Below are 20570 nucleotides of genomic sequence, written 5' to 3' on the forward strand. Positions count from 1 at the left end.
TTGACCGTGAACCCCTAACTCGGTTCAGTGACGCCCCTCTGAGTGCATGTCCTGAGCCTTCCACCAGCCGCAGAACTCGTCCAGCGCGGTCCACAGGCTGACCTTCGGATCGTAGTCGAGGTAATGCCGGGCGCGGCTGATGTCCAAAGTGAAATCCCTGGCCATCACTTGCATGCCCAGGCGCGACAAGGTCGGCTCGGGGCGCCCCGGCCAGAGCTTGCACACGCCTTCGTTCAACGCCGCAACGCTGTAGCCCAGCCCATAGGAACGGTAGCGGGTGACCTGCGCAACTTCCATCCTGCGCATCACATAATTGACCACATCCCACAGCGGTACCGGGGTCCCGTTGCTGATGTTGTAGGCCTTGCCCAACGCCGAGCCGGTGGCCAGCAAACTGCTGAGCAAGGCTTCGTTGAGATTTTGCACGCTGGTGAAATCGACTTTGTTCAAGCCGTTGCCGATGATCGACAGCCGCCCCTTGCGTTGCATCTTCAGCAGCCGCGGGAAAATACTCATGTCGCCGGCACCGGTGACAAATCGTGGGCGCAGGGCCAGGGTTTCGAGACCGAACTCCTGGGCGCCGAACACTTTTTGCTCAGCCAGGTATTTGGTCGCGGCGTAGGGGTGCTTGAAACGCTTGGGCACCTGCTCTTCGGTCAGGCCAAGATGATCGCGGCCATCAAAATAGATGGAAGGCGAAGACAGATGCACCAGCCGCCGAACCCGCTGCTTCAGGCAGGCTTCGACGACGTTCTCGGTGACCTGGACATTGCCCTGATGGAAGTCCTGATAACGCCCCCACAACCCCACCGCGCCGGCGCAATGGACCACTGCATCGACGTCCACGCACAGGTCGCGGGCCAGCAGCGGGTCGCCAAGATCGCCCTGGATAAATTCGGCGCCACGGCGCACCAGGTGCTCGACGCTTTCGGCCCGGCGCCCGTTGACCCGCACGTCCAGGCCCTGCTCCAGGGCGAAACGCGCAAAGCGCCCGCCAATGAAGCCGCTTGCGCCGGTGACCAGAATCTTCATGTAGTGCTCCGATGTGTTTCATTTTGCGTAATGCGTAAGTCTTGACGCTGCCCGTCAGGCCAACGGCACCAGCCATTGCCTGGATGAACGCACCAGTTGTTCGGTGAGCAACCCCAGCAACTGTCCGCCATTGCGCCAATGATGCCAGTACAGCGGCACGTCGATGGGCTTATCTGCCAGGAGCTCGACCAACACGCCGCGCTGCAATTGGTCGCGCACCTGCAGTTCAGGTACCAGACCCCAGCCCAGGCCGGCTTCGGTCAGGCGGATAAAGCCTTCGGAGGATGGGCACAAATGGTGTTCAAAACCACCATCGACCCCCAGGGAAGCCAGGTAGCGATGCTGGAGGAAATCGTCCGGGCCGAACACCAGCGCCGGGGTTTTCGCCAGCTGGTCAGCGCGTACCCCTTGCGGAAAATGCCGGCTGATGAACGCGGGGCTGGCCAGCGCGCGATAGCGCATCGCCCCCAGTAACACGCTGCGAGCGCCCGCCACCGGTCGCTCGCTGGCGCAGATACACGCGGCCACTTCGCCCGCGCGCATGCGTTTGAGGCCTACCGTCTGGTCTTCCACCACCAGGTCCAGCAACAGGTGTTGCTCGGCGCAGAAATCGCTGACGGCGGCAGCCCACCAGGTGGCCAGGCTGTCGGCGTTCAGGGCGATGCGCAGGCGCTCCGGCAGGCCTTCCTCGTCCAGCGCCGGCACCAGGCTCTGCAAGTCGCGCTCAAGCAGGCGCACTTGCTGGACATGGTTCAACAGGCGCCGGCCGATCTCGGTCGGCGCGGGCGGTGTGACCCGCACCAGTACCGGCTGGCCAACCCGCGCCTCCAGCAGTTTGATGCGCTGGGAAATCGCCGACTGCGACAATCCCAGTACCTGCGCGGCGCGTTCGAAACCGGCCTGCTCGACCACGGCAGCCAGGGCGGAAAGCAACTTATAGTCGAACATCAGTTTTCCTAATGAGCGATCAGCATGATTGGTTTTTCTTATACAGCTTCCACGGGGAGAATGGCCAGCAAGAACTCTTTAACAAGGATCACTCTCAATGTGGCAGAGCTATGTAAACGGCCTGTTGGTGGCCGCGGGGCTGATCATGGCGATCGGCACTCAGAATGCGTTTGTGCTGGCCCAGAGCCTGCGGCGTGAACATCACCTGCCGGTCGCAGCATTGTGCGTGGTGTGTGATGCATTGCTGGTCGCCGCTGGAGTGTTTGGCCTGGCGACGGTATTGGCGCACAACCCGACCTTGCTCGCGGTAGCGCGCTGGGGCGGCGCGGTGTTCCTGCTCTGGTATGGCAGCCTGGCGCTGCGCCGGGCGTGTTCGAAACAGAGCCTGCAACAGGCCGAGGGCCAGACCGTGCGTTCGCTGCGGGCGGTCATGCTCAGCGCGTTGGCCGTGACCTTGCTCAACCCGCATGTCTACCTGGACACCGTCCTGCTGATCGGCTCGCTCGGCGCGCAGCAGACCGAACCGGGCGCCTACGTAGTGGGCGCAGCGAGCGCGTCATTGCTATGGTTTTTCACTCTGGCACTGGGCGCCGCATGGCTGGCGCCGTGGCTGGCCCGGCCGAGTACCTGGCGGATCCTCGACCTGCTGGTGGCGGTGATGATGTTCACGGTAGCGGTGCAACTCATCACCAGCTCCTGATTTATTCCAAAAGGCTCTGGAACCTCTATTCCACACAGTTGTTGCGTGGTTATGCCGCACCCCCGGTGCTATGATCCGGTCCGATGCGCCGCAAAGAGTACAAACTCCCCGGCGCTTGTCTGGCCGCCCGTGATCGGCCTTGCGCTCACCGCAACTGACCTGATTAGGAGAATCATCATGGCTTTCGAATTGCCGCCGCTGCCTTACGCACACGATGCCCTGCAGCCGCACATTTCCAAGGAAACACTGGAATACCACCACGACAAGCACCACAACACCTACGTCGTGAACCTGAACAACCTGGTGCCAGGCACCGAGTTCGAAGGCAAGACCCTGGAAGAAATCGTCAAGTCTTCCTCGGGCGGTATCTTCAACAACGCCGCTCAGGTCTGGAACCACACTTTCTACTGGAACTGCCTGGCGCCAAACGCCGGCGGTCAACCAACCGGCGCCCTGGCTGAAGCCATCAACGCTTCGTTCGGTTCGTTCGACAAGTTCAAGGAAGAGTTCAGCAAGACTTCCATCGGCACCTTCGGTTCCGGTTGGGGCTGGCTGGTGAAAAAAGCTGACGGTTCCCTGGCCCTGGCCAGCACCATCGGTGCCGGCAACCCGCTGACCAATGGCGATACCCCGCTGCTGACCTGCGACGTCTGGGAACACGCTTACTACATCGACTACCGCAACGTTCGTCCGAAATACGTCGAAGCGTTCTGGAACCTGGTCAACTGGAAATTCGTGGCTGAGCAGTTCGAAGGCAAAACCTTCACCGCTTAAGATCGACACCAGTTCAGAAAACCCGGCTTCGGCCGGGTTTTTTTATGGGTGAGGGAAAGACCGGGCTAACATCAGCCGCAGGAAAAATTATCTACTCCCCTCAAGTTCAAGGGCCCACCTGACGACACAGTACGAATGAGCAGGAAACTTCAGCCAACTGCATTTTGGCCAAGCTGCAGGCAAAATCTCCCGCGGATGAATGTCCCTTTGACTGCCATCGCGCGATTGCCAATACTCATGGCAACTTGATGCTACCCGCACGGAACAAGGAATAGCCTTTTGAAGCTGGAACTCAAGAACAGCTTGTCGGTGAAGTTGCTCCGGGTCGTGCTCCTGTCGGCATTGATCGTCGGCGTGGTCTTGAGCTGCGCGCAGATCGTCTTCGATGCCTATAAAACACGCCAGGCCGTGGCCAATGATGCCGAGCGCATCCTCGACATGTTTCGCGACCCTTCGACCCAGGCCGTCTACAGCCTGGATCGCGAGATGGGCATGCAGGTCATCGAAGGCCTGTTTCAGGACGACGCCGTGCGCCAGGCTTCCATCGGGCATCCCAATGAGGCGATGTTGGCGCAGAAATCCCGGGACCTGCAGCATTCGGAAAGTCGCTGGCTGACCGACCTGATCCTCGGCAAGGAACGCACCTTCACCACACAACTGGTAGGTCGCGGCCCTTACAGCGAGTATTACGGCGACCTGAGCATTACCCTGGACACTGCCACCTATGGCCAGGGCTTCATTGTCAGCTCAGTGATCATCTTCATTTCCGGGGTCTTGCGAGCACTGGCCATGGGCTTGGTGTTGTATCTGGTCTATCACTGGCTGCTGACCAAACCGTTGTCGCGGATCATTGAGCACCTGACCGAAATCAACCCGGATCGACCCAGCGAACACAAGATTCCGCAGCTCAAAGGGCACGAGAAGAACGAACTGGGGATCTGGATCAGCACCGCCAATCAGCTGCTCGAGTCCATCGAACGCAACACGCACCTGCGCCACGAGGCGGAAAACAGCCTGCTGCGCATGTCGCAGTACGATTTTCTGACGGGGCTGCCGAACCGCCAGCAACTGCAACATCAACTGGACAAGATCCTCGTGGACGCCGGCAAGCTGCAACGCCGGGTTGCGGTGCTGTGTGTTGGCCTCGATGACTTCAAAGGCATCAACGAACAGTTCAGTTATCAGACCGGCGACCAGCTGTTGCTGGCCCTGGCTGATCGTCTGCGCGCGCACAGTGGGCGACTCGGCGCGCTGGCTCGTCTGGGCGGCGACCAGTTCGCCCTGGTCCAGGCCGATATCGAACAACCCTATGAGGCGGCCGAACTGGCCCAGAGCATTCTCGACGACCTCGAAGCGGCGTTTGCCCTCGACCATCAGGAAATCCGCCTGCGCGCCACCATCGGTATCACCCTGTTTCCCGAGGATGGCGACAGCACTGAAAAGCTGCTGCAAAAAGCCGAGCAGACCATGACATTGGCCAAGACCCGCTCGCGCAATCGCTACCAGTTCTACATTGCCAGCGTCGACACCGAGATGCGGCGCCGCCGCGAGCTGGAAAAAGACCTGCGCGAAGCCCTGGCCCGCGACCAGTTCTACCTGGTTTACCAACCTCAGATCAGCTACCGGGAAAACCGCGTGGTGGGGGTGGAAGCGCTGATTCGCTGGCAGCACCCCGAGCACGGCCTGGTCCCGCCAGACCTGTTTATCCCGCTGGCCGAACAGAACGGCACCATCATCGCTATCGGCGAGTGGGTGCTGGATCAGTCCTGCAAGCAGCTGCGCGACTGGCACGACCAGGGTTTCACCGACCTGCGCATGGCGGTGAATCTGTCCACGGTGCAGTTGCACCACGCCGAGCTGCCGAGGGTGGTCAACAACCTGCTGCAGATGTACCGCCTGCCACCGCGCAGCCTGGAACTGGAAGTGACCGAAACCGGCCTGATGGAAGACATCAGTACGGCCGCCCAACACCTGTTGAGCCTGCGTCGCTCCGGCGCGCTGATTGCCATCGACGACTTCGGCACCGGGTATTCCTCGCTCAGTTACCTGAAAAGCCTGCCGCTGGACAAGATCAAGATCGACAAGAGCTTCGTCCAGGACCTGCTGGACGATGACGACGATGCAACGATCGTTCGGGCGATCATCCAGCTGGGCAAGAGCCTGGGCATGCAGGTGATTGCCGAAGGCGTGGAAACCGCCGAGCAGGAGGCCTACATCATTTCCGAGGGTTGCCATGAGGGGCAGGGTTATTTCTACAGCAAACCGTTGCCGGCACGGGAGTTGAGCGCTTACCTCAAGCAGGCGCAGCGCAGCAATGCGGCGATCCTGTAGGTGGGTGAATAAGAAATATTTACAGCTACAACCCTTTACACATAATGCGAAAGATTTGCATTATGTCGCAGTTTTGCGCGCTTGCCGCGCCATACCACCCCCTTCTCGAAGCAGGATGTTCGCCATGATTCGTATGCCTCTGGCTACCGCCAGTCTGTTGGCCATCGCTATTTCCCTCGCCGGTTGTGGCGAAGGCAAAGACAAAGCTGCCGCTCCAGCGCCTACTCCAGCGGCCACCACTACGGCCCCGGCCGCTGCGCCAGCGCCTGCTGCTGCCGGTAAAGTCGACGAAGCCGCCGCCAAAGCCGTTGTCGCGCATTACGCCGACATCGTCTTCGCCGTGTACAGCGATGCCGAATCCACCGCGAAAACCCTGCAGACTGCCGTCGACGCCTTCCTCGCCAAGCCGAACGCCGACACCCTGAAAGCGGCGAAAGCGGCCTGGGTCGCTGCGCGCGTTCCGTACCTGCAGAGCGAAGTATTCCGCTTCGGCAACACCATCATCGACGACTGGGAAGGTCAGGTGAACGCCTGGCCGCTCGACGAAGGCCTGATCGACTATGTCGACAAGTCCTACGAGCACGCACTGGGCAACCCGGGCGCGACCGCCAACATCATCGCCAACACTGAAGTTCAGGTCGGCGAAGACAAGATCGACGTGAAGGACATCACCCCGGAAAAACTCGCCAGCCTGAACGAGCTGGGCGGTTCCGAAGCTAACGTCGCGACCGGCTACCACGCCATCGAATTCCTGCTGTGGGGCCAGGACCTGAACGGCACCGGCCCTGGCGCTGGCAACCGTCCGGCCTCCGACTACCTGGAAGGCACGGGTGCAACTGGCGGCCACAACGAGCGTCGTCGTGCTTACCTCAAGTCCGTGACCCAGCTGCTGGTCAGCGACCTGGAAGAAATGGTCGGCAACTGGAAGCCGAACGTGGCCGACAACTATCGTGCGACCCTGGAAGCCGAACCGGCTGAAACCGGCCTGCGCAAAATGCTGTTCGGCATGGGTTCCCTGTCCCTGGGCGAACTGGCGGGCGAGCGGATGAAGGTTTCCCTGGAAGCCAACTCCCCTGAAGACGAACACGACTGCTTCAGCGATAACACCCACAACTCGCAGTTCTACGATGCCAAGGGCATTCGTAACGTGTACCTGGGCGAATACACCCGCGTCGACGGCACCAAGATGACCGGCGCCAGCCTTTCGTCCCTGGTGGCCAAGGCTGATCCGGCTGCTGACAGCGCGCTGAAAGCCGACCTGGAAGCCACCGAAGCGAAAATGCAGGTCATCGTTGACCACGCCAACAAGGGTGAGCACTACGACCAATTGATCGCGGCAGGCAACACCGCCGGTAACCAGATCGTCCGCGACGCTATCGCATCCCTGGTCAAGCAGACCGGTTCGATCGAAGCAGCCGCTGGCAAACTGGGCATCAGCGACCTGAACCCGGACAACGCTGATCACGAGTTCTGATCAACGCTGGCTGAAAAAAAAGGCGACCTTTGGGTCGCCTTTTTCATGCCCACGAATCGCTGATCATGCTGGTGCCCTGCCCCTGTGGGAGCAAAGCTTGCTCGCGATGCAGGCAACTCGGTGGTTCGCCTGGACCGCGTCATCGTTTATCGCGAGCAAGCTTTGCTCCCACAAGGGTGCTCCCACCAGATGGACTGCCCCCACAAGGGTGCTCCCACAAGCTTTGCTCCCACAGATGAAAATATGTCCCACATCAACCAAACGATAATTCCTCTTATTCAATCTTCACCGCCCTGTTAGACTTTGCGCCCGTGTTTTGCTCGTTCTGCAGGATGTCTGATGCCCTCGCTGCTTCTTCGCTTGTCCGCACTATTGCTGGCCCTGGGCCTGAGTGCCTGCGATGACGCCCCGCGTTTTACCCAGGCCGAACCTGGAGAAGCTCGGTCCGGTGGCAGCGCGACGGTGCGCAAGACTGATCAGAATGCGTTTTCCCTGCCGTCCGCCAATCTTGCGCCCTCACGGCGCGTGGACTTCAGTGTCGGCAACAGCTTCTTCCGTAACCCCTGGGTGATCGCCCCGTCGACCACCACCGCACGGGATGGCCTGGGCCCCTTGTTCAACACCAACGCCTGCCAGAACTGTCACATCAAGGACGGTCGCGGTCACCCGCCCACCCCTGATGCGGCCAATGCCGTGTCCATGCTGGTACGGCTGTCGATTCCCGATGCGCCGGGCTATGCCAAGGTCATCGAGCACCTCGGCGTAGTTCCGGAACCGGTCTACGGCGGCCAGTTCCAGGACATGTCAGTACCCGGCGTGGTCCCCGAAGGCAAGGTGCGAGTCGATTACACGCCAGTGCCCGTGCGCTTCAAGGACGGCACCGAGATCGAGCTGCGCAAACCGAGCCTGCAGATCAGTCAGCTCGGCTACGGCCCGATGCACCCCGACACGCGCTTCTCGGCGCGGGTCGCGCCGCCAATGATCGGCCTGGGCCTGCTGGAAGCCATTCCGGACTCCGCGATCCTGGCCAACGCCGAGGCACAGGCCAAGGACAATCGGGGTATCAGCGGGCGGCCGAATCGGGTCTGGGACGATGCGCAACAGAAAGCCGTGCTGGGTCGCTTTGGCTGGAAAGCCGGGCAACCCAACCTCAATCAGCAAAACGTCCACGCGTTTTCCGCAGACATGGGCCTGACGACCAGCCTCAGGCCGATTGACGACTGCACCGACGCCCAAACCGCGTGCAAGCAGGCGCCCAATGGCAATGGCGCCAATGGCGAACCCGAAGTCAGCGACAACATCCTGCGCCTGGTGCTGTTCTACAGCCGCAACCTGGCCGTTCCCGCCCGGCGTGATGTCAACGCGCCCGAGGTGCTGGCGGGCAAGAGCCTGTTTTTTCAGGCCGGATGCCAGTCTTGCCATACGCCGAAATACACCACTGCAACGACTGCTGCAGAACCTGAACTGGCCAATCAGGTGATCCGCCCCTACAGCGATCTGCTGCTGCATGACATGGGCGAAGGTCTTGCCGACAACCGCACCGAGTTCCAGGCCAGTGGCCGTGAATGGCGCACTGCGCCGCTGTGGGGCATTGGCCTCACTCAGGCAGTCAGTGGCCATACCCAGTTCCTGCATGACGGCCGCGCCCGCAACCTGCTCGAAGCCGTGCTCTGGCATGGCGGTGAAGCGCAAGCGGCGCAGCAACAGGTTTTGTCTTTCAATGCCGAGCAGCGCGCTGCGTTGCTGGCGTTTTTGAATTCCCTTTAATAAGCGTTCACTCAGCGGGAGCCTTACATGTTCCGTCCCAAATTGTTGTTCACCAGCCTTGCCGCCCTCGCCCTGGGCGCCTGCTCTCCGCAGGACCCGCAAGCCGTCACGTCCGCAGCAATCGCCAAGTCGGTGATCTTGCCGACGTACACCCGCTGGGTGGAAGCCGATCGCCAACTGGCGGTCAGTGCACTCGCCTATTGCGAAGGCAAGGAAGACCTCGACACCGCACGCAAGGACTTCCTGCACGCGCAGAAAGCCTGGGCCGAGTTGCAGCCGCTGCTGATCGGTCCGCTGGCCGAAGGCAACCGTGCCTGGTCGGTGCAGTTCTGGCCGGACAAGAAAAACCTGGTCGGCCGTCAGGTCGAACAACTGGTTACCGCGCAGCCGCAGATCGACGCGGCCGCCCTGGCCAAGTCGAGTGTTGTGGTGCAAGGCCTGTCGGCCTACGAATACATCCTGTTCGACAGCAAGCCTGACGTCGCCAACGATGCGCAAAAAGCCAAATACTGCCCGCTGCTCAAGGCCATCGGCGAGCACCAGAAACTGCTGGCCGAAGACATTCTCAAAAGCTGGAACAACACCGACGGCATGCTCGCGCAGATGAGCAAGTTCCCGAACCAGCGCTACGCCGATTCCCATGAGGCCATCGCCGATTTGCTGCGGGTGCAAGTCACCGCACTCGACAGCCTGAAGAAGAAGCTCGGCACGCCGATGGGCCGCCAGAGCAAAGGTGTGCCGCAACCCTTCCAGGCCGATGCCTGGCGCAGCCAGTCTTCCCTGAGCGGCCTGGAAGCCAGCCTTGCCGCCGCCAAGACCGTCTGGGAAGGAGTCGACAACAAGGGCCTGCGCGGCCTGTTGCCGAGCGAGCAGAAACCCCTGGCCGACAAGATCGACGCCGCTTACGCTGCGTCCCTGAAACTGTTCGCCAGCAATCAGCGCTCGCTGGCCGAAATGCTCGGCGATGATGCGGGTCGCCAGCAACTCAACGATATCTACGACAGCCTCAACGTCGTCCATCGCCTGCACGAAGGCGAGTTGGCCAAGGCGCTGGGCATCCAACTGGGCTTCAACGCCAACGACGGTGACTGATGAGGGCGACTGCCATGCTGCGACGTCAGGCTCTGACTTTAGGTAGCTTGCTGCTGGGAGCAGTGACTCTGGGCGGCTGGACGCTGTTCAAACAAAAGGACAAGAGCCCGCTGCTGCTCTCGGCGCGGGACGACACCGATGGCAAGCACTATGCGGTCGGTTATCGCCTGGACGGCACGCAGGTATTCGCCACGCAGGTTAATCAGCGCTGTCATGACATCATCAATCATCCGACAGAGCCGATGGCCTTATTCGTGGCTCGCCGTCCTGGCACCGAGAGCTACCTGATCGATCTGCGCGACGGCACGCTGCTGCAAACGGTCAGCTCGCTGCCAAACCGGCACTTCTATGGCCACGCGGTGATCCACAGCAGCGGTGACTGGTTGTACGCGACCGAAAACGATACCTCCGATCCAGGTCGAGGCCTGCTCGGGGTGTACCGGTTCGAGGGGCAGCGCCTGGTGCACAGCGGCGAGATCTCCACCCATGGCATTGGTCCGCACCAGGTCTCCTGGATGCCAGACGGCGAGACCCTGGTGGTGGCCAACGGGGGCATTCGCACCGAAGCCGAGAGTCGGGTCGAGATGAACCTGCATGCCATGGAGCCGAGCCTGGTACTGATGCAACGGGACGGTACCCTGCTGAGCAAGGAAACCCTCGCCCAGCAGATGAACAGCGTGCGCCACCTGGGCATCGCCAGCGACGGCACCATCGTCGCCGGCCAGCAATTCATGGGGCCGTCCAATGAGTCATCGGAGTTGCTGGCGATCAAGCGCCCCGGCCAGCCTTTCGTGGCATTCCCGGTGCCTGAGCATCAGTTGCAGGCGATGGGTCACTACACCGCCAGCGTCGCGGTGCACAGTGACTTGCGCCTGGTGGCGCTGACGGCACCACGGGGCAACCGCTTTTTCATCTGGGACCTGGACAGCGGCGAAGTGCGCCTGGATGCGCCGCTTCCGGACTGCGCCGGGGTCGGCGCGGTGGCTGATGGTTTTGTCGTGACCTCGGGTCAGGGTCGTTGCCGGTACTACGATTGCCGTCAGGCAGACCTGCTGGCAAAACCCTTGGAACTGCCTGCAGGGCTCTGGGATAACCATCTGCACCTGATGACGTGATTAACGCCGAAAAGATCGCAGCCTTCGGCAGCTCCTACATTGGAATGCACACACCCTGTAGGAGCTGCCGAAGGCTGCGATCTTTTCAGGCCAACGCCGTTCGAAAGCCTTACCCCTGTAAGTTCTATCAGTTGGAATCCCCCCGCCACTCGGAGTAATGTGCCGGTCTGTATGCCCTGATTTTCTCCAAGGAAGTGGAAATATGCTGCGCCGTCGCATGCTGATCATGTTGGGTGTTGTACTGCTGATCGTGCTGGTCCTGGCTGCTTACAAGGCCTTCTCCATCTACACGATGATCCAAGGCTTTTCTGCGCCAAAACCGCCGACCAGTGTCGCCGTGGCCACCGCCACCGAGCAGCCCTGGCAAGCCCGCCTGCCTACCGTTGGCACTCTCAAGGCGCTGCAGGGTGTTGACCTGAGCCTGGAGATTGCGGGCACCGTCACTGAGGTGCAGTTCGAGTCCGGACAGAAGGTCAAGGCTGGCCAGCCGATCGTGCAACTCGACAGCGACGTCGAAAGCGCACTGCTGGAAACTGCCCAGGCCGACCTCGGGCTGGCCCAGGTGGACTACAACCGTGGCAGCCAGCTGGTGGGCAGCCAGGCCATCTCCAAAGGCGAGTTCGACAGGCTCTCTGCCGTGTTCAAGAAGAACAAGGCCACGGTCAATCAGCTCAAGGCTTCACTCGCGAAAAAACGCATTCTCGCGCCCTTCAGCGGCACCATCGGCATCCGCCAGGTGGACGTTGGCGACTACGTGGCCAGTGGCACGGTGATCGCTACTTTGCAGGACCTCAGCAGCCTGTACGTCGACTTTTTCCTGCCCGAGCAATCGGTGCCGAAAATCGCCGTGGGCCAGGCGGTGCAGGTAGTCGTATCTGCCTACCCGACGCAAACGTTCCCCGGCACCATCAGCGCGATCAATCCGAAAGTCGAGAACACCACCCGCAACGTGCAGGTGCGCGCCACCCTGGCCAATCCCGAGGGCAAGTTGCTGCCGGGGATGTTCGCCAGCCTGCAGGTTCTGTTGCCCAACCCGCAGCCGCGCATTGTCGTGCCTGAGAGTGCAATCACTTACACGCTCTACGGCAACTCGCTGTACGTCGTGGCGCAGAAAAAGGCCGAAGACGGCAGCGTGGAAAAAGATGACAAGGATCAGCCGATCCTGATCGCCGAGCGGCGTTTCATCGAAACCGGCGAGCGCCGGGACGGGCTGGTGATGATCACCAAAGGTGTGCAGAACGGCGAGAAAGTGGTCACCGCCGGCCAGATCAAACTGGACAACGGCGCACCCATTGCCATCAGCGACGACAAGACTTTAGCCGAGCAGAACAGCCCGCCGCGCGCGGACTGATCAAGGAACCCCCATGGCTTTTACCGACCCGTTCATCCGCCGCCCGGTGCTCGCCACCGTGGTCAGCCTGTTGATTGTGCTGCTGGGCTTCCAGGCCTGGAGCAAGCTGCCGCTGCGCCAATACCCGCAGATGGAAAACGCCCTGATCACGGTGACCACCGCCTACCCCGGGGCCAACGCCGAGACCATCCAGGGCTACATCACCCAGCCTATGCAGCAAAGCCTGGCCAGCGCCGAAGGCATTGACTACATGACCTCGGTCAGTCGCCAGAACTTCTCGGTGATCTCGATATACGCGCGCATCGGTGCCAACAGCGATCGCCTGTTTACCGAACTGCTGGCCAAGGCCAACGAGGTCAAGAACCAGCTGCCCCAGGACGCCGAAGACCCGGTGTTGAGCAAGGAAGCGGCCGACGCTTCGGCCCTGATGTACATCAGCTTCTTCAGCAAGGAGCTGAACAACCCGCAGATCACGGACTACCTGTCGCGAGTGATTCAGCCGAAACTCGCCACCCTGCCCGGCATGGCCGAGGCCGAGATCCTCGGTAACCAGGTGTTCGCCATGCGTCTGTGGCTGGACCCGGTGAAACTGGCCGGCTTCGGCCTGACCGCCGCCGACGTGACCAACGCGGTGCGTCGCTACAACTTCTTGTCCGCCGCCGGTGAAGTGAAAGGCGAGTATGTGGTCACCAGTATCAACGCCAACACGGAGCTCAAGTCCGCTGAAGCCTTTGCGGCTATCCCGCTGAAGATCGACGGCGACAGCCGCGTGCTGCTCAGCGATGTCGCCCGGGTCGAGATGGGCGCGGAGAACTACGACACCATTAGCTCCTTTGGTGGCACGCCGTCGGTGTACATCGGCATCAAGGCAACGCCAGCCGCCAACCCTCTGGACGTGATCAAGGAAGTGCGCAAGATCATGCCGGAACTGGAGGCCCAGCTGCCGCCAAACCTCAAGAGCGAGATCGCCTACGACGCAACGCTGTTCATCCAGGCTTCGATCGATGAGGTGGTGAAAACCCTGTTTGAAGCCGTACTGATCGTAATCGTCGTGGTATTCCTGTTCCTCGGCGCCCTGCGCTCAGTGGTCATCCCGGTGGTGACTATTCCGTTGTCGATGATTGGCGTGATGTTCTTCATGCAGATGATGGGTTACTCGATCAACCTGCTGACCCTGCTGGCCATGGTGCTGGCCATCGGCCTGGTGGTGGACGACGCCATTGTGGTGGTGGAAAACATTCACCGTCATATCGAAGAAGGCAAGACGCCGATGGACGCTGCCCTCGAAGGCGCCAGGGAAATAGCCATGCCGGTGGTTTCCATGACCATCACCCTGGCGGCGGTCTATGCGCCCATCGGCTTCCTCACCGGGCTGACCGGAGCGCTGTTCAAGGAGTTTGCCCTGACACTCGCTGGCGCCGTGGTCATCTCGGGTATCGTCGCCTTGACCTTATCGCCGATGATGTGCGCGCTTTTGTTACGCCACGACGAAAATCCAAGCGGTCTGGCCCATCGCCTGGATCGCATTTTCGAAGGCCTCAAGCGCCGTTACCAGAAGATGTTGCACGGCACGCTCAACACCCGGCCGGTGGTGCTGGTATTTGCGGTGATTGTGCTGTGCCTGATTCCGCTGCTGCTCAAGTTCACCAAGACTGAGCTTGCGCCCGACGAAGACCAGGGCATTATTTTCATGCTGGCCAATGCGCCGCAACCGACCAACCTCAATTACCTCAACGCCTACACCGACGAATTCATCTCGATATTCAAGGAGTTCCCCGAGTACTACTCCTCGTTCCAGATCAATGGCTTCAACGGAGTGCAATCGGGCATCGGCGGCTTCCTGCTCAAGCCCTGGAATGAGCGCAGCCGGACCCAGATGGAAATTCTTCCGGAGGTTCAGGCGAAACTGGGGAACATCTCCGGCTTGCAGGTGTTCGGTTTTAACCTGCCTTCCCTGCCGGGAACGGGCGAGGGCCTGCCATTCCAGTTCGTGATCAACTCTGCCAACGACTATGAGTCATTGCTGCAGGTGATGGACCGGGTGAAAAAACGCGCCATGGAATCCGGCAAGTTCGCTTTCGTCGACGTCGACCTGGCGTTCGACAAACCTGAAGTGGTGGTGGATATCGATCGCGCGAAAGCGGCGCAGATGGGTGTGTCGATGCTGGACCTGGGTGGGACGCTGGCGACCTTGCTCGGCGAAGCGGAGATCAACCGGTTCACCATCGAAGGTCGCAGCTACAAGGTTATCGCCCAGGTCGAACGGCCTTTCCGCGACAACCCCGACTGGCTCAACAACTACTACGTCAGAAATACCAAGGGCGACCTGCTTGCCCTGTCGACCCTGATCACCGTGACTGACCGCGCACGTCCGCGCCAACTCAACCAGTTCCAGCAACTCAACTCGGCAATCCTGTCCGGGGTGCCGCTGGTGAGCATGGGGGAAGCCCTCGACACCGTGCGCCAGATCGCCCGGGAAGAGGCGCCGGCCGGGTATTCCGTGGACTACGCAGGGGCTTCACGGCAATTCATCCAGGAAGGCAGCGCGCTGTGGGTGACCTTTGCCCTGGCCCTGGCGATTATTTTCCTGGTGCTGGCCGCGCAGTTTGAGAGTTTCCGCGACCCGTTGGTGATTCTGGTGACGGTGCCGCTGTCGATCTGCGGCGCGTTGATTCCATTGTTCCTGGGGTGGTCGAGCATGAACATCTATACCCAGGTGGGGCTGGTGACGCTCATCGGATTAATCAGCAAACACGGGATCCTGATCGTCGAATTCGCCAACCAGTTGCGCAAGGAAAAAGGCTTGTCACCTCGCGAGGCGGTGGAAGAAGCGGCGGCGATTCGCTTGCGACCGGTGTTGATGACCACCGCGGCGATGGTGTTTGGCATGGTGCCGTTGATTATTGCCACGGGGGCGGGGGCGGTGAGCCGGTTCGACATCGGGACGGTGATTGCCACGGGGATGTCGATCGGGACGTTGTTCACGCTGTTTGTATTGCCGTGCGTGTACACGTTGCTGGCTAAACCCGACAAACCCTGACACGACCTATGACCCTGTGGGAGCGGGCTGGCTCGCGAATGCGATATGTCAGTCTGCGATGATGCGCCTGACACTCCGCTTTCGCGAGCAAGCCCGCTCCCACAGGGTCGGCGTCGTTGCGGAAAAAGGCCAACAAAAAGCCCCGCATACGCGAGGCCTTTTATTTTGGCTTCAATCGAGTCAACTCTGCGGCCTCATACCCTGTGAAAGTCCGAACATGAACAGCAACAGGTCATGATCAGGCTGGGAGGCCACGGCTGCCTTGGCAACACGTGGCGTTGGACAGTGAGCTTCGGCGCTCACTGAACTGAGGACCTGCGTGCGCGGCTGTTCCCAAGCCGCCACCGCTATTGAAGCAACTGCCAAGGCTCCTATCAGAAACAAACCTCGTGCAATTTCGAGTTTCATTGCTATAAACCCTTGATAGCGCTGCCAAACGCCGTCTCATAAAAATAGACGAGTTTCTGCCAGTCCGCCGTGCTGAACGACGAATGGCGACGCAATTGCTTCATGTCATGGGCAGCCGCCTGACGGGCGGTCAGACGCTGTCGGCACTTCTCAAGGTCGATCAAAGCGACCTCGACCGTGGCCGCCTCGCCTTCGCCCGTAACTCGCACAAATACGTGCTTGATGTAAATGCAACTGTGCTGCCAGCGGCCTTTGTGCATGCGCGCCAGGTTATCTGCCAGATCCTTCAAAACGCGCTCATGGACGACCTCGCCATGGCGCTCACGGCCACCGCCGGCGTACCAGTGTTCGATTTCCTCGAACCCGTCCAGCGACTTGGTGACCAGCAATGCACGCCACTTGTGAACGGGGTCGCGTCGGGCGCCGCAGAAGACGATTTGCGGAACCCGCACGCCGATCTTGTGCAGACCGGTCAATGCATCGAGCTCGCGCAACACTGTCGGGCGGCCAAACGGATGCAACCAGCTGCGATAGATGTGTCCGGTCTGACGCTTGGCATACAACAATTGCCCGTCGTCGCCCCTGATCCGCTGCACGCCACTTTCGCCACCGCGACGCACATTGGGTTCTTCTACCCATTCACCGCGCTGATTCCAGAAATAGTCGAACCGATCTTCGGCATCGACGTCCGCTCCTGGTGCACATTGCACTGCCATCCTGTTACCTCTTGCGTAATACGTAAACTCGCCACATGGCATAGAGCGGTAAAAAATCCAGTCGTTCCTGAATGCGGAAACCGGCTTGCTCAAACTCTTTCTCGACCGTAACAGCCGGTAACACAAAACGGTTCTGGTAACCTTCCTGCCCACGAGTGCGTTCCGAGCGCTTGCGTTTCCACGCCTTGAAATTGCCGTCCACCCACAGCGAAATGATTACGCTGTCACGGGTGACTCGCTCAAATTCACGCAAAATCGCCAATCGATGCTCGGCCTCACCGATGTGGTGCAGCAGGCGCATGCAAAAAATGCTGTCGACGGCGTTATCGGGTAAGGCAATGTCGAATGCAGACGTGTGCAAGGGTTGTACCCTTTTCACTACTTGCGCAGGTTGCGCTTGCATGGCGACCTTGAGCATCGACTCGGAGTTGTCGGCTCCGATAATGGCTCGATTGCTTTTCTCGGCCAGCAAGGGCCAGAAACGGCCGGCACCACAGGGCAGATCAAGGACCAGTCCGGGTTCACCCGCCACAGTCAGCGCTTTACGCGCCAGCTGGACGTCCCGCCAATGAGACAGGCGGCGACCTAAACCGTTCTTATGTTTCTGAAGGTATCTTAAAGCATGTTGATCGTCATACTTTTTGGAAAAATCGAGTTTGATCGGACTGTCCATCACCAAGTCTCCTAACGGCTGATGCCGACCACCTTAGGTAAGGCCGTGTCAGCGTCAGGTCATGACTTTGTGAAAGATTTGTAATGTAAAACCCCGAAGTATTTCAGGGTTTTACAGGGGGCTTGTTGGTGAGTCAGCCTACATCCACCGGACGCAGCTCTACCTCGAATCGGCAGCCGTTGGGTTCCATGTTAGTCAGGCTGACACTCCAGCCCTGGTTCTCGCAAATCCTTTGCACCAGGGAAAGGCCCAGGCCCAGGCCTTCTCCACGTTTCTCGGTGCCGCGCACGAACGGCTCGAACATCGCTTCGCGCTTCTCCTCGGGAATCCCTACCCCGCTGTCTTCCACCAGGAAACCCGTGGCGGTCAACGTCAGACGGATGAACCCATGCTCGGTGTAATGCAGGGCATTACGCAGCAAGTTACCCATCACCGCTTGCAGGAGCGTCGCGTTGTAGCGAGTGCTGGCCGGTGTGCCCTGCACAAAGATCAGCTCCAGCCCTTTATTCTCGATCGGTTCGCGCCACTGGTTAAGTAACCCGTCCGCGACTTCGCAGAGGTTTTGCTGCGGCGCCATCCCGGCATCCTCCCGTTGCGCGCGAGCCAGCACCAGGAAGGTTTGCACCAGCTCGCGCATTTCCTCGCAGGCACGGGCGATGCGCTCGACCTGCGCGCGACCGCGCTGATCGATACCGGGGTTTTCCAGCAATAGTTCACAGGAGCTGGCCAGCACCATCAAGGGCGTGCGCAGCTCGTGACTGACATCACTGGTGAATAACCGCTCCCGGGTCAGCGCCTGGCGCAGGCGCCCGAGGGTGGCGTCGAATGCCACCGCCAGCTCGCCCACCTCGTCTGCGGCGTAGTCCGGTGCGAGCGGCGGCGCAAGGCCCAGCAGTTGATCGCGGTGGCGAACTTGTCGGGCCAGGCGCACTACCGGCGCCATGACCTTGCGCGCGAGCACCCAGCCCAGAAATACCGCCAGTGCCAGGCTCAGGACAAAGCCCACCAGCACGACGGCAAACAGCACGCGTTCACGTTCTTCGAAATCGCTCTGGTCCTGCAGCAGCACATACCGCCGGCCGTCGACGACTTCGACCATGGCGTGATAGGACAACTGCTCGCGAAACACTTCGTGAAACCCCGGCTCCAGGTGGCGCAGGTCCTTGGGCACGTCGAAATCACCCGGGCCGCCGCTGAAGTAGAACAACTGGTCCGGCTCCGGTCGATGGCTCCAGTCCGACACGCTGTCCATCAGCAGCAGGCGTTGCAGGTCACCACCGAGTCCTGCGGAAATCAGTTTTTCCTCCACCAGGTGCACAGTCGCGACGATGCCCATGGCAAAGGCGCCTGCTACCAGCGCGCTCATCAACGCAAAGGCGATGATGATCCGTTGAGCGAGGCTCTGTCTAAACTCCATCTCGACCCTCGGCCAGGCGATAACCGACACCGTGCACCGTTTGCAGCAGGGGTTTGGCGAACGGTTTGTCGATCACCTGGCGCAACTGGTGGACATGACTGCGCAGGCTGTCGCTGTCCGGGCAATCATCACCCCACAACGCCTCTTCGAGGATTTCGCGACGCAATACGTGGGGGCTCTTTTGCATCAGCACCGCGAGCAATTTCAGGCCCACTGGGTTGAGCTTGAGCAGGCGCCCTTCTCGAGTGACCTCCAGCGTATCGAGGTCATACTGCAAATCACCGACCTGCAGCGCCCGACGTCCACCGCCCTGGGCCCGGCGCATCACGGCTTCAATCCGTGCGGCGAGTTCAGACAGGGCAAAGGGTTTGATCAGGTAATCATCGGCGCCGGACTTGAAGCCCTGCAGCCGGTCGTCCAGTTGGTCGCGGGCGGTCAGCATGATCACCGGGGTGTCGCGGCGCGCATCTTCACGCAGCCGTTTGCACAGGGTGTAGCCGTCGATGCCGGGCAACATGATGTCGAGCACAATCAGGTCGTAGTGCTCGGTGGCCGCCAGGTGCAGCCCGGACAAGCCGTCCTGCGCGCAATCCACGGTGTAGCCCTTGAGCCCCAGGTAATCGGCCAGATTAGCGAGGATATCGCGGTTGTCTTCAACCAATAGAATTCGCATGGGCACTCCTCCGTACACAGCCGTCATGGCCCGCGCAGCTTAAGGCCAAGCGCGGCTCGCGGCTAGGGTTGCTTGCAGGCAGCGGCGTTGACAAGTTTTTCACCGGTGATTCACGCGCGGCTCACGACAACGAGCCCAGACTCCGCGCCACAGCGCTGCCCACACATTCATCGACCAAGGAATCGCCATGGTGAATACCTCCGTTCGCCCCGCATCACGCCCGCTCAACTTCTGGGTGTGCCTGGGAGTACCCGCCATTGCGGCAATCGTCCTGGTGTTGCTCGAACTGACAACGTTGGATATGGACCTCGCCAAGTTGTTTTATGATCCGCTGGCGGGGGGATTCATCGGGCGTCACAGCTATTGGCTGGAGAACATCCTGCATGACCGCGCCAAGCAGGTTGTCATCGGCTTTTCGCTGTTGGCGATAGCGGCGTTCATCGCAACGTTTTTCATGGAAAGGCTGAAGCCATTCAAGCGCGAATTAGGCTGCCTGGTGCTCTCACTAGCGCTGGCAACTTCCTTTGTAACGCCCATGAAAGCGGTCACCGCCGTGCAGTGCCCCTGGAGCCTGGAGCAATTTGGCGGGCATGAGACCTACAGCGAACTGCTCAGCCCGCGACCTGCCACGGCCAAGCCTGGCCGCTGCTGGCCGGGTGGGCATGCGGCCACCGGGTTCACGCTCTTCGCCTTGTATTTCGTGTTGCGTGATCGTCGCCCGCGCCTGGCGCGGCAGGCGTTTGTGTTCGCCTTTGGCTTGGGCACGGTGTTCTCGGTGAGCCGGATGATGCAGGGCGCACACTTTTTTTCGCATAACGTGTGGACGGCGATTTTCTGCTGGCTGATATGTCTGGGGGCTTATTACTACATTCTGTATCGGCCGGGTTCAGAGGTTGAAGCTGCTGGCAAGGCCGAACCGGTCGGCGCCTGACGGAAGATCAAAAGATCGCAGCCTTCGGCAGCTCCTACAGGGTGATCGCGTATTTCTGTAGGAGCTGCCGAAGGCTGCGATCTTTTGACTTTGATGTTTTGTAACAGCCAATAAAAAACCCCGCCTGC

At 60.5% G+C, this 20570-nt stretch carries 17 protein-coding genes; 10 read left to right on the forward strand and 7 right to left on the reverse strand.

Features of this window, described 5'->3' with window-relative positions:
• Positions 1 to 24 precede the first annotated feature (24 nt).
• Together ORL50_RS16745 and ORL50_RS16750 are read right to left on the reverse strand one after the other, a co-directional pair.
• On the reverse strand, positions 25 to 1032 hold the full coding sequence (locus tag ORL50_RS16745) for an NAD-dependent epimerase/dehydratase family protein (RefSeq protein WP_266016543.1): 1008 nt from the start codon (positions 1030 to 1032) through the stop codon (positions 25 to 27).
• 54 nt (positions 1033 to 1086) lie between these two features.
• Positions 1087 to 1980: a LysR family transcriptional regulator ArgP gene (locus tag ORL50_RS16750; protein WP_266016544.1), complete on the reverse strand. Its 894-nt coding sequence runs from the start codon at positions 1978 to 1980 to the stop codon at positions 1087 to 1089.
• Between the two features lie 97 nt (positions 1981 to 2077).
• Between ORL50_RS16750 and ORL50_RS16755 the strand changes: the two genes are divergently transcribed.
• From ORL50_RS16755 to ORL50_RS16795, 9 genes are all read left to right on the forward strand, one after another.
• Positions 2078 to 2680, forward strand: a complete 603-nt coding sequence (locus ORL50_RS16755) for a LysE/ArgO family amino acid transporter (protein WP_266016545.1) — start codon at positions 2078 to 2080, stop codon at positions 2678 to 2680.
• 177 nt (positions 2681 to 2857) lie between these two features.
• Entirely contained in the window at positions 2858 to 3454 is a 597-nt protein-coding gene (locus ORL50_RS16760; protein WP_008034365.1) for a superoxide dismutase, read from the forward strand.
• Positions 3455 to 3733: 279 nt separating this feature from the next.
• Positions 3734 to 5785, forward strand: coding sequence for a putative bifunctional diguanylate cyclase/phosphodiesterase (locus tag ORL50_RS16765; protein ID WP_266016548.1), 2052 nt, complete (start codon positions 3734 to 3736; stop codon positions 5783 to 5785).
• Positions 5786 to 5909: 124 nt separating this feature from the next.
• Positions 5910 to 7259 carry an imelysin family protein gene (locus ORL50_RS16770; protein ID WP_266016550.1) on the forward strand — a complete coding sequence of 450 codons (1350 nt, stop codon included), beginning with the start codon at positions 5910 to 5912 and terminating at the stop codon, positions 7257 to 7259.
• A gap of 339 nt (positions 7260 to 7598) precedes the next feature.
• A complete protein-coding gene (locus ORL50_RS16775; RefSeq protein ID WP_266016551.1) occupies positions 7599 to 9026 on the forward strand; it encodes a di-heme oxidoreductase family protein in 1428 nt (475 codons plus the stop codon).
• Between the two features lie 27 nt (positions 9027 to 9053).
• On the forward strand, positions 9054 to 10118 hold the full coding sequence (locus ORL50_RS16780) for an imelysin family protein (protein WP_266016552.1): 1065 nt from the start codon (positions 9054 to 9056) through the stop codon (positions 10116 to 10118).
• Between the two features lie 14 nt (positions 10119 to 10132).
• Complete coding sequence (locus ORL50_RS16785) at positions 10133 to 11233, forward strand: DUF1513 domain-containing protein (protein WP_266016553.1); 1101 nt, start codon at positions 10133 to 10135, stop codon at positions 11231 to 11233.
• 202 nt (positions 11234 to 11435) lie between these two features.
• On the forward strand, positions 11436 to 12584 hold the full coding sequence (locus tag ORL50_RS16790; protein WP_266016554.1) for an efflux RND transporter periplasmic adaptor subunit: 1149 nt from the start codon (positions 11436 to 11438) through the stop codon (positions 12582 to 12584).
• A gap of 13 nt (positions 12585 to 12597) precedes the next feature.
• Positions 12598 to 15624 carry a multidrug efflux RND transporter permease subunit gene (locus ORL50_RS16795; RefSeq protein ID WP_266016555.1) on the forward strand — a complete coding sequence of 1009 codons (3027 nt, stop codon included), beginning with the start codon at positions 12598 to 12600 and terminating at the stop codon, positions 15622 to 15624.
• A gap of 180 nt (positions 15625 to 15804) precedes the next feature.
• Here the strand turns inward: ORL50_RS16795 and ORL50_RS16800 are convergent, their stop codons facing one another.
• From ORL50_RS16800 to colR, 5 genes are all read right to left on the reverse strand, one after another.
• Positions 15805 to 16032: a hypothetical protein gene (locus ORL50_RS16800; RefSeq protein ID WP_266016556.1), complete on the reverse strand. Its 228-nt coding sequence runs from the start codon at positions 16030 to 16032 to the stop codon at positions 15805 to 15807.
• A 2-nt stretch (positions 16033 to 16034) separates the two neighbouring features.
• Positions 16035 to 16748, reverse strand: a complete 714-nt coding sequence (locus ORL50_RS16805) for a lipopolysaccharide kinase InaA family protein (protein WP_266016557.1) — start codon at positions 16746 to 16748, stop codon at positions 16035 to 16037.
• A gap of 4 nt (positions 16749 to 16752) precedes the next feature.
• On the reverse strand, positions 16753 to 17421 hold the full coding sequence (locus tag ORL50_RS16810; RefSeq protein ID WP_266016558.1) for a class I SAM-dependent methyltransferase: 669 nt from the start codon (positions 17419 to 17421) through the stop codon (positions 16753 to 16755).
• Positions 17422 to 17554: 133 nt separating this feature from the next.
• Positions 17555 to 18838 carry a sensor histidine kinase gene (locus ORL50_RS16815; protein ID WP_266016560.1) on the reverse strand — a complete coding sequence of 428 codons (1284 nt, stop codon included), beginning with the start codon at positions 18836 to 18838 and terminating at the stop codon, positions 17555 to 17557.
• Positions 18828 to 19511 carry a two-component system response regulator ColR gene (gene colR, locus ORL50_RS16820; protein ID WP_266016561.1) on the reverse strand — a complete coding sequence of 228 codons (684 nt, stop codon included), beginning with the start codon at positions 19509 to 19511 and terminating at the stop codon, positions 18828 to 18830. Before colR ends, ORL50_RS16815 begins: the two co-directional genes overlap by 11 nt.
• Positions 19512 to 19698: 187 nt before the next feature.
• On the opposite strand from colR, the gene ORL50_RS16825 reads away from it, so the two are divergent.
• Positions 19699 to 20442: a phosphatase PAP2 family protein gene (locus ORL50_RS16825; protein ID WP_266016563.1), complete on the forward strand. Its 744-nt coding sequence runs from the start codon at positions 19699 to 19701 to the stop codon at positions 20440 to 20442.
• Positions 20443 to 20570 lie beyond the last annotated feature (128 nt).

Source organism: Pseudomonas sp. RIT-562 (assembly GCF_026241895.1).
Taxonomy (GTDB): domain Bacteria; phylum Pseudomonadota; class Gammaproteobacteria; order Pseudomonadales; family Pseudomonadaceae; genus Aquipseudomonas; species Aquipseudomonas mandelii_F.

Excerpts from the sequence above, each read along its gene's own strand:
- ORL50_RS16775 (WP_266016551.1), top strand. The coding sequence starts at position 7,599 with ATGCCCTCGCTGCTTCTTCGCTTGTCCGCACTATTGCTGGCCCTGGGC.
- ORL50_RS16790 (WP_266016554.1), top strand. The coding sequence starts at position 11,436 with ATGCTGCGCCGTCGCATGCTGATCATGTTGGGTGTTGTACTGCTGATC.
- ORL50_RS16770 (WP_266016550.1), top strand. The coding sequence starts at position 5,910 with ATGATTCGTATGCCTCTGGCTACCGCCAGTCTGTTGGCCATCGCTATT.
- ORL50_RS16825 (WP_266016563.1), top strand. The coding sequence starts at position 19,699 with ATGGTGAATACCTCCGTTCGCCCCGCATCACGCCCGCTCAACTTCTGG.
- ORL50_RS16785 (WP_266016553.1), top strand. The coding sequence starts at position 10,133 with ATGCTGCGACGTCAGGCTCTGACTTTAGGTAGCTTGCTGCTGGGAGCA.
- ORL50_RS16805 (WP_266016557.1), bottom strand. The coding sequence starts at position 16,748 with ATGGCAGTGCAATGTGCACCAGGAGCGGACGTCGATGCCGAAGATCGG.
- ORL50_RS16760 (WP_008034365.1), top strand. The coding sequence starts at position 2,858 with ATGGCTTTCGAATTGCCGCCGCTGCCTTACGCACACGATGCCCTGCAG.
- colR (WP_266016561.1), bottom strand. The coding sequence starts at position 19,511 with ATGCGAATTCTATTGGTTGAAGACAACCGCGATATCCTCGCTAATCTG.
- ORL50_RS16755 (WP_266016545.1), top strand. The coding sequence starts at position 2,078 with ATGTGGCAGAGCTATGTAAACGGCCTGTTGGTGGCCGCGGGGCTGATC.
- ORL50_RS16780 (WP_266016552.1), top strand. The coding sequence starts at position 9,054 with ATGTTCCGTCCCAAATTGTTGTTCACCAGCCTTGCCGCCCTCGCCCTG.
- ORL50_RS16800 (WP_266016556.1), bottom strand. The coding sequence starts at position 16,032 with ATGAAACTCGAAATTGCACGAGGTTTGTTTCTGATAGGAGCCTTGGCA.
- ORL50_RS16815 (WP_266016560.1), bottom strand. The coding sequence starts at position 18,838 with ATGGAGTTTAGACAGAGCCTCGCTCAACGGATCATCATCGCCTTTGCG.
- ORL50_RS16750 (WP_266016544.1), bottom strand. The coding sequence starts at position 1,980 with ATGTTCGACTATAAGTTGCTTTCCGCCCTGGCTGCCGTGGTCGAGCAG.
- ORL50_RS16745 (WP_266016543.1), bottom strand. The coding sequence starts at position 1,032 with ATGAAGATTCTGGTCACCGGCGCAAGCGGCTTCATTGGCGGGCGCTTT.
- ORL50_RS16795 (WP_266016555.1), top strand. The coding sequence starts at position 12,598 with ATGGCTTTTACCGACCCGTTCATCCGCCGCCCGGTGCTCGCCACCGTG.
- ORL50_RS16810 (WP_266016558.1), bottom strand. The coding sequence starts at position 17,421 with ATGGACAGTCCGATCAAACTCGATTTTTCCAAAAAGTATGACGATCAA.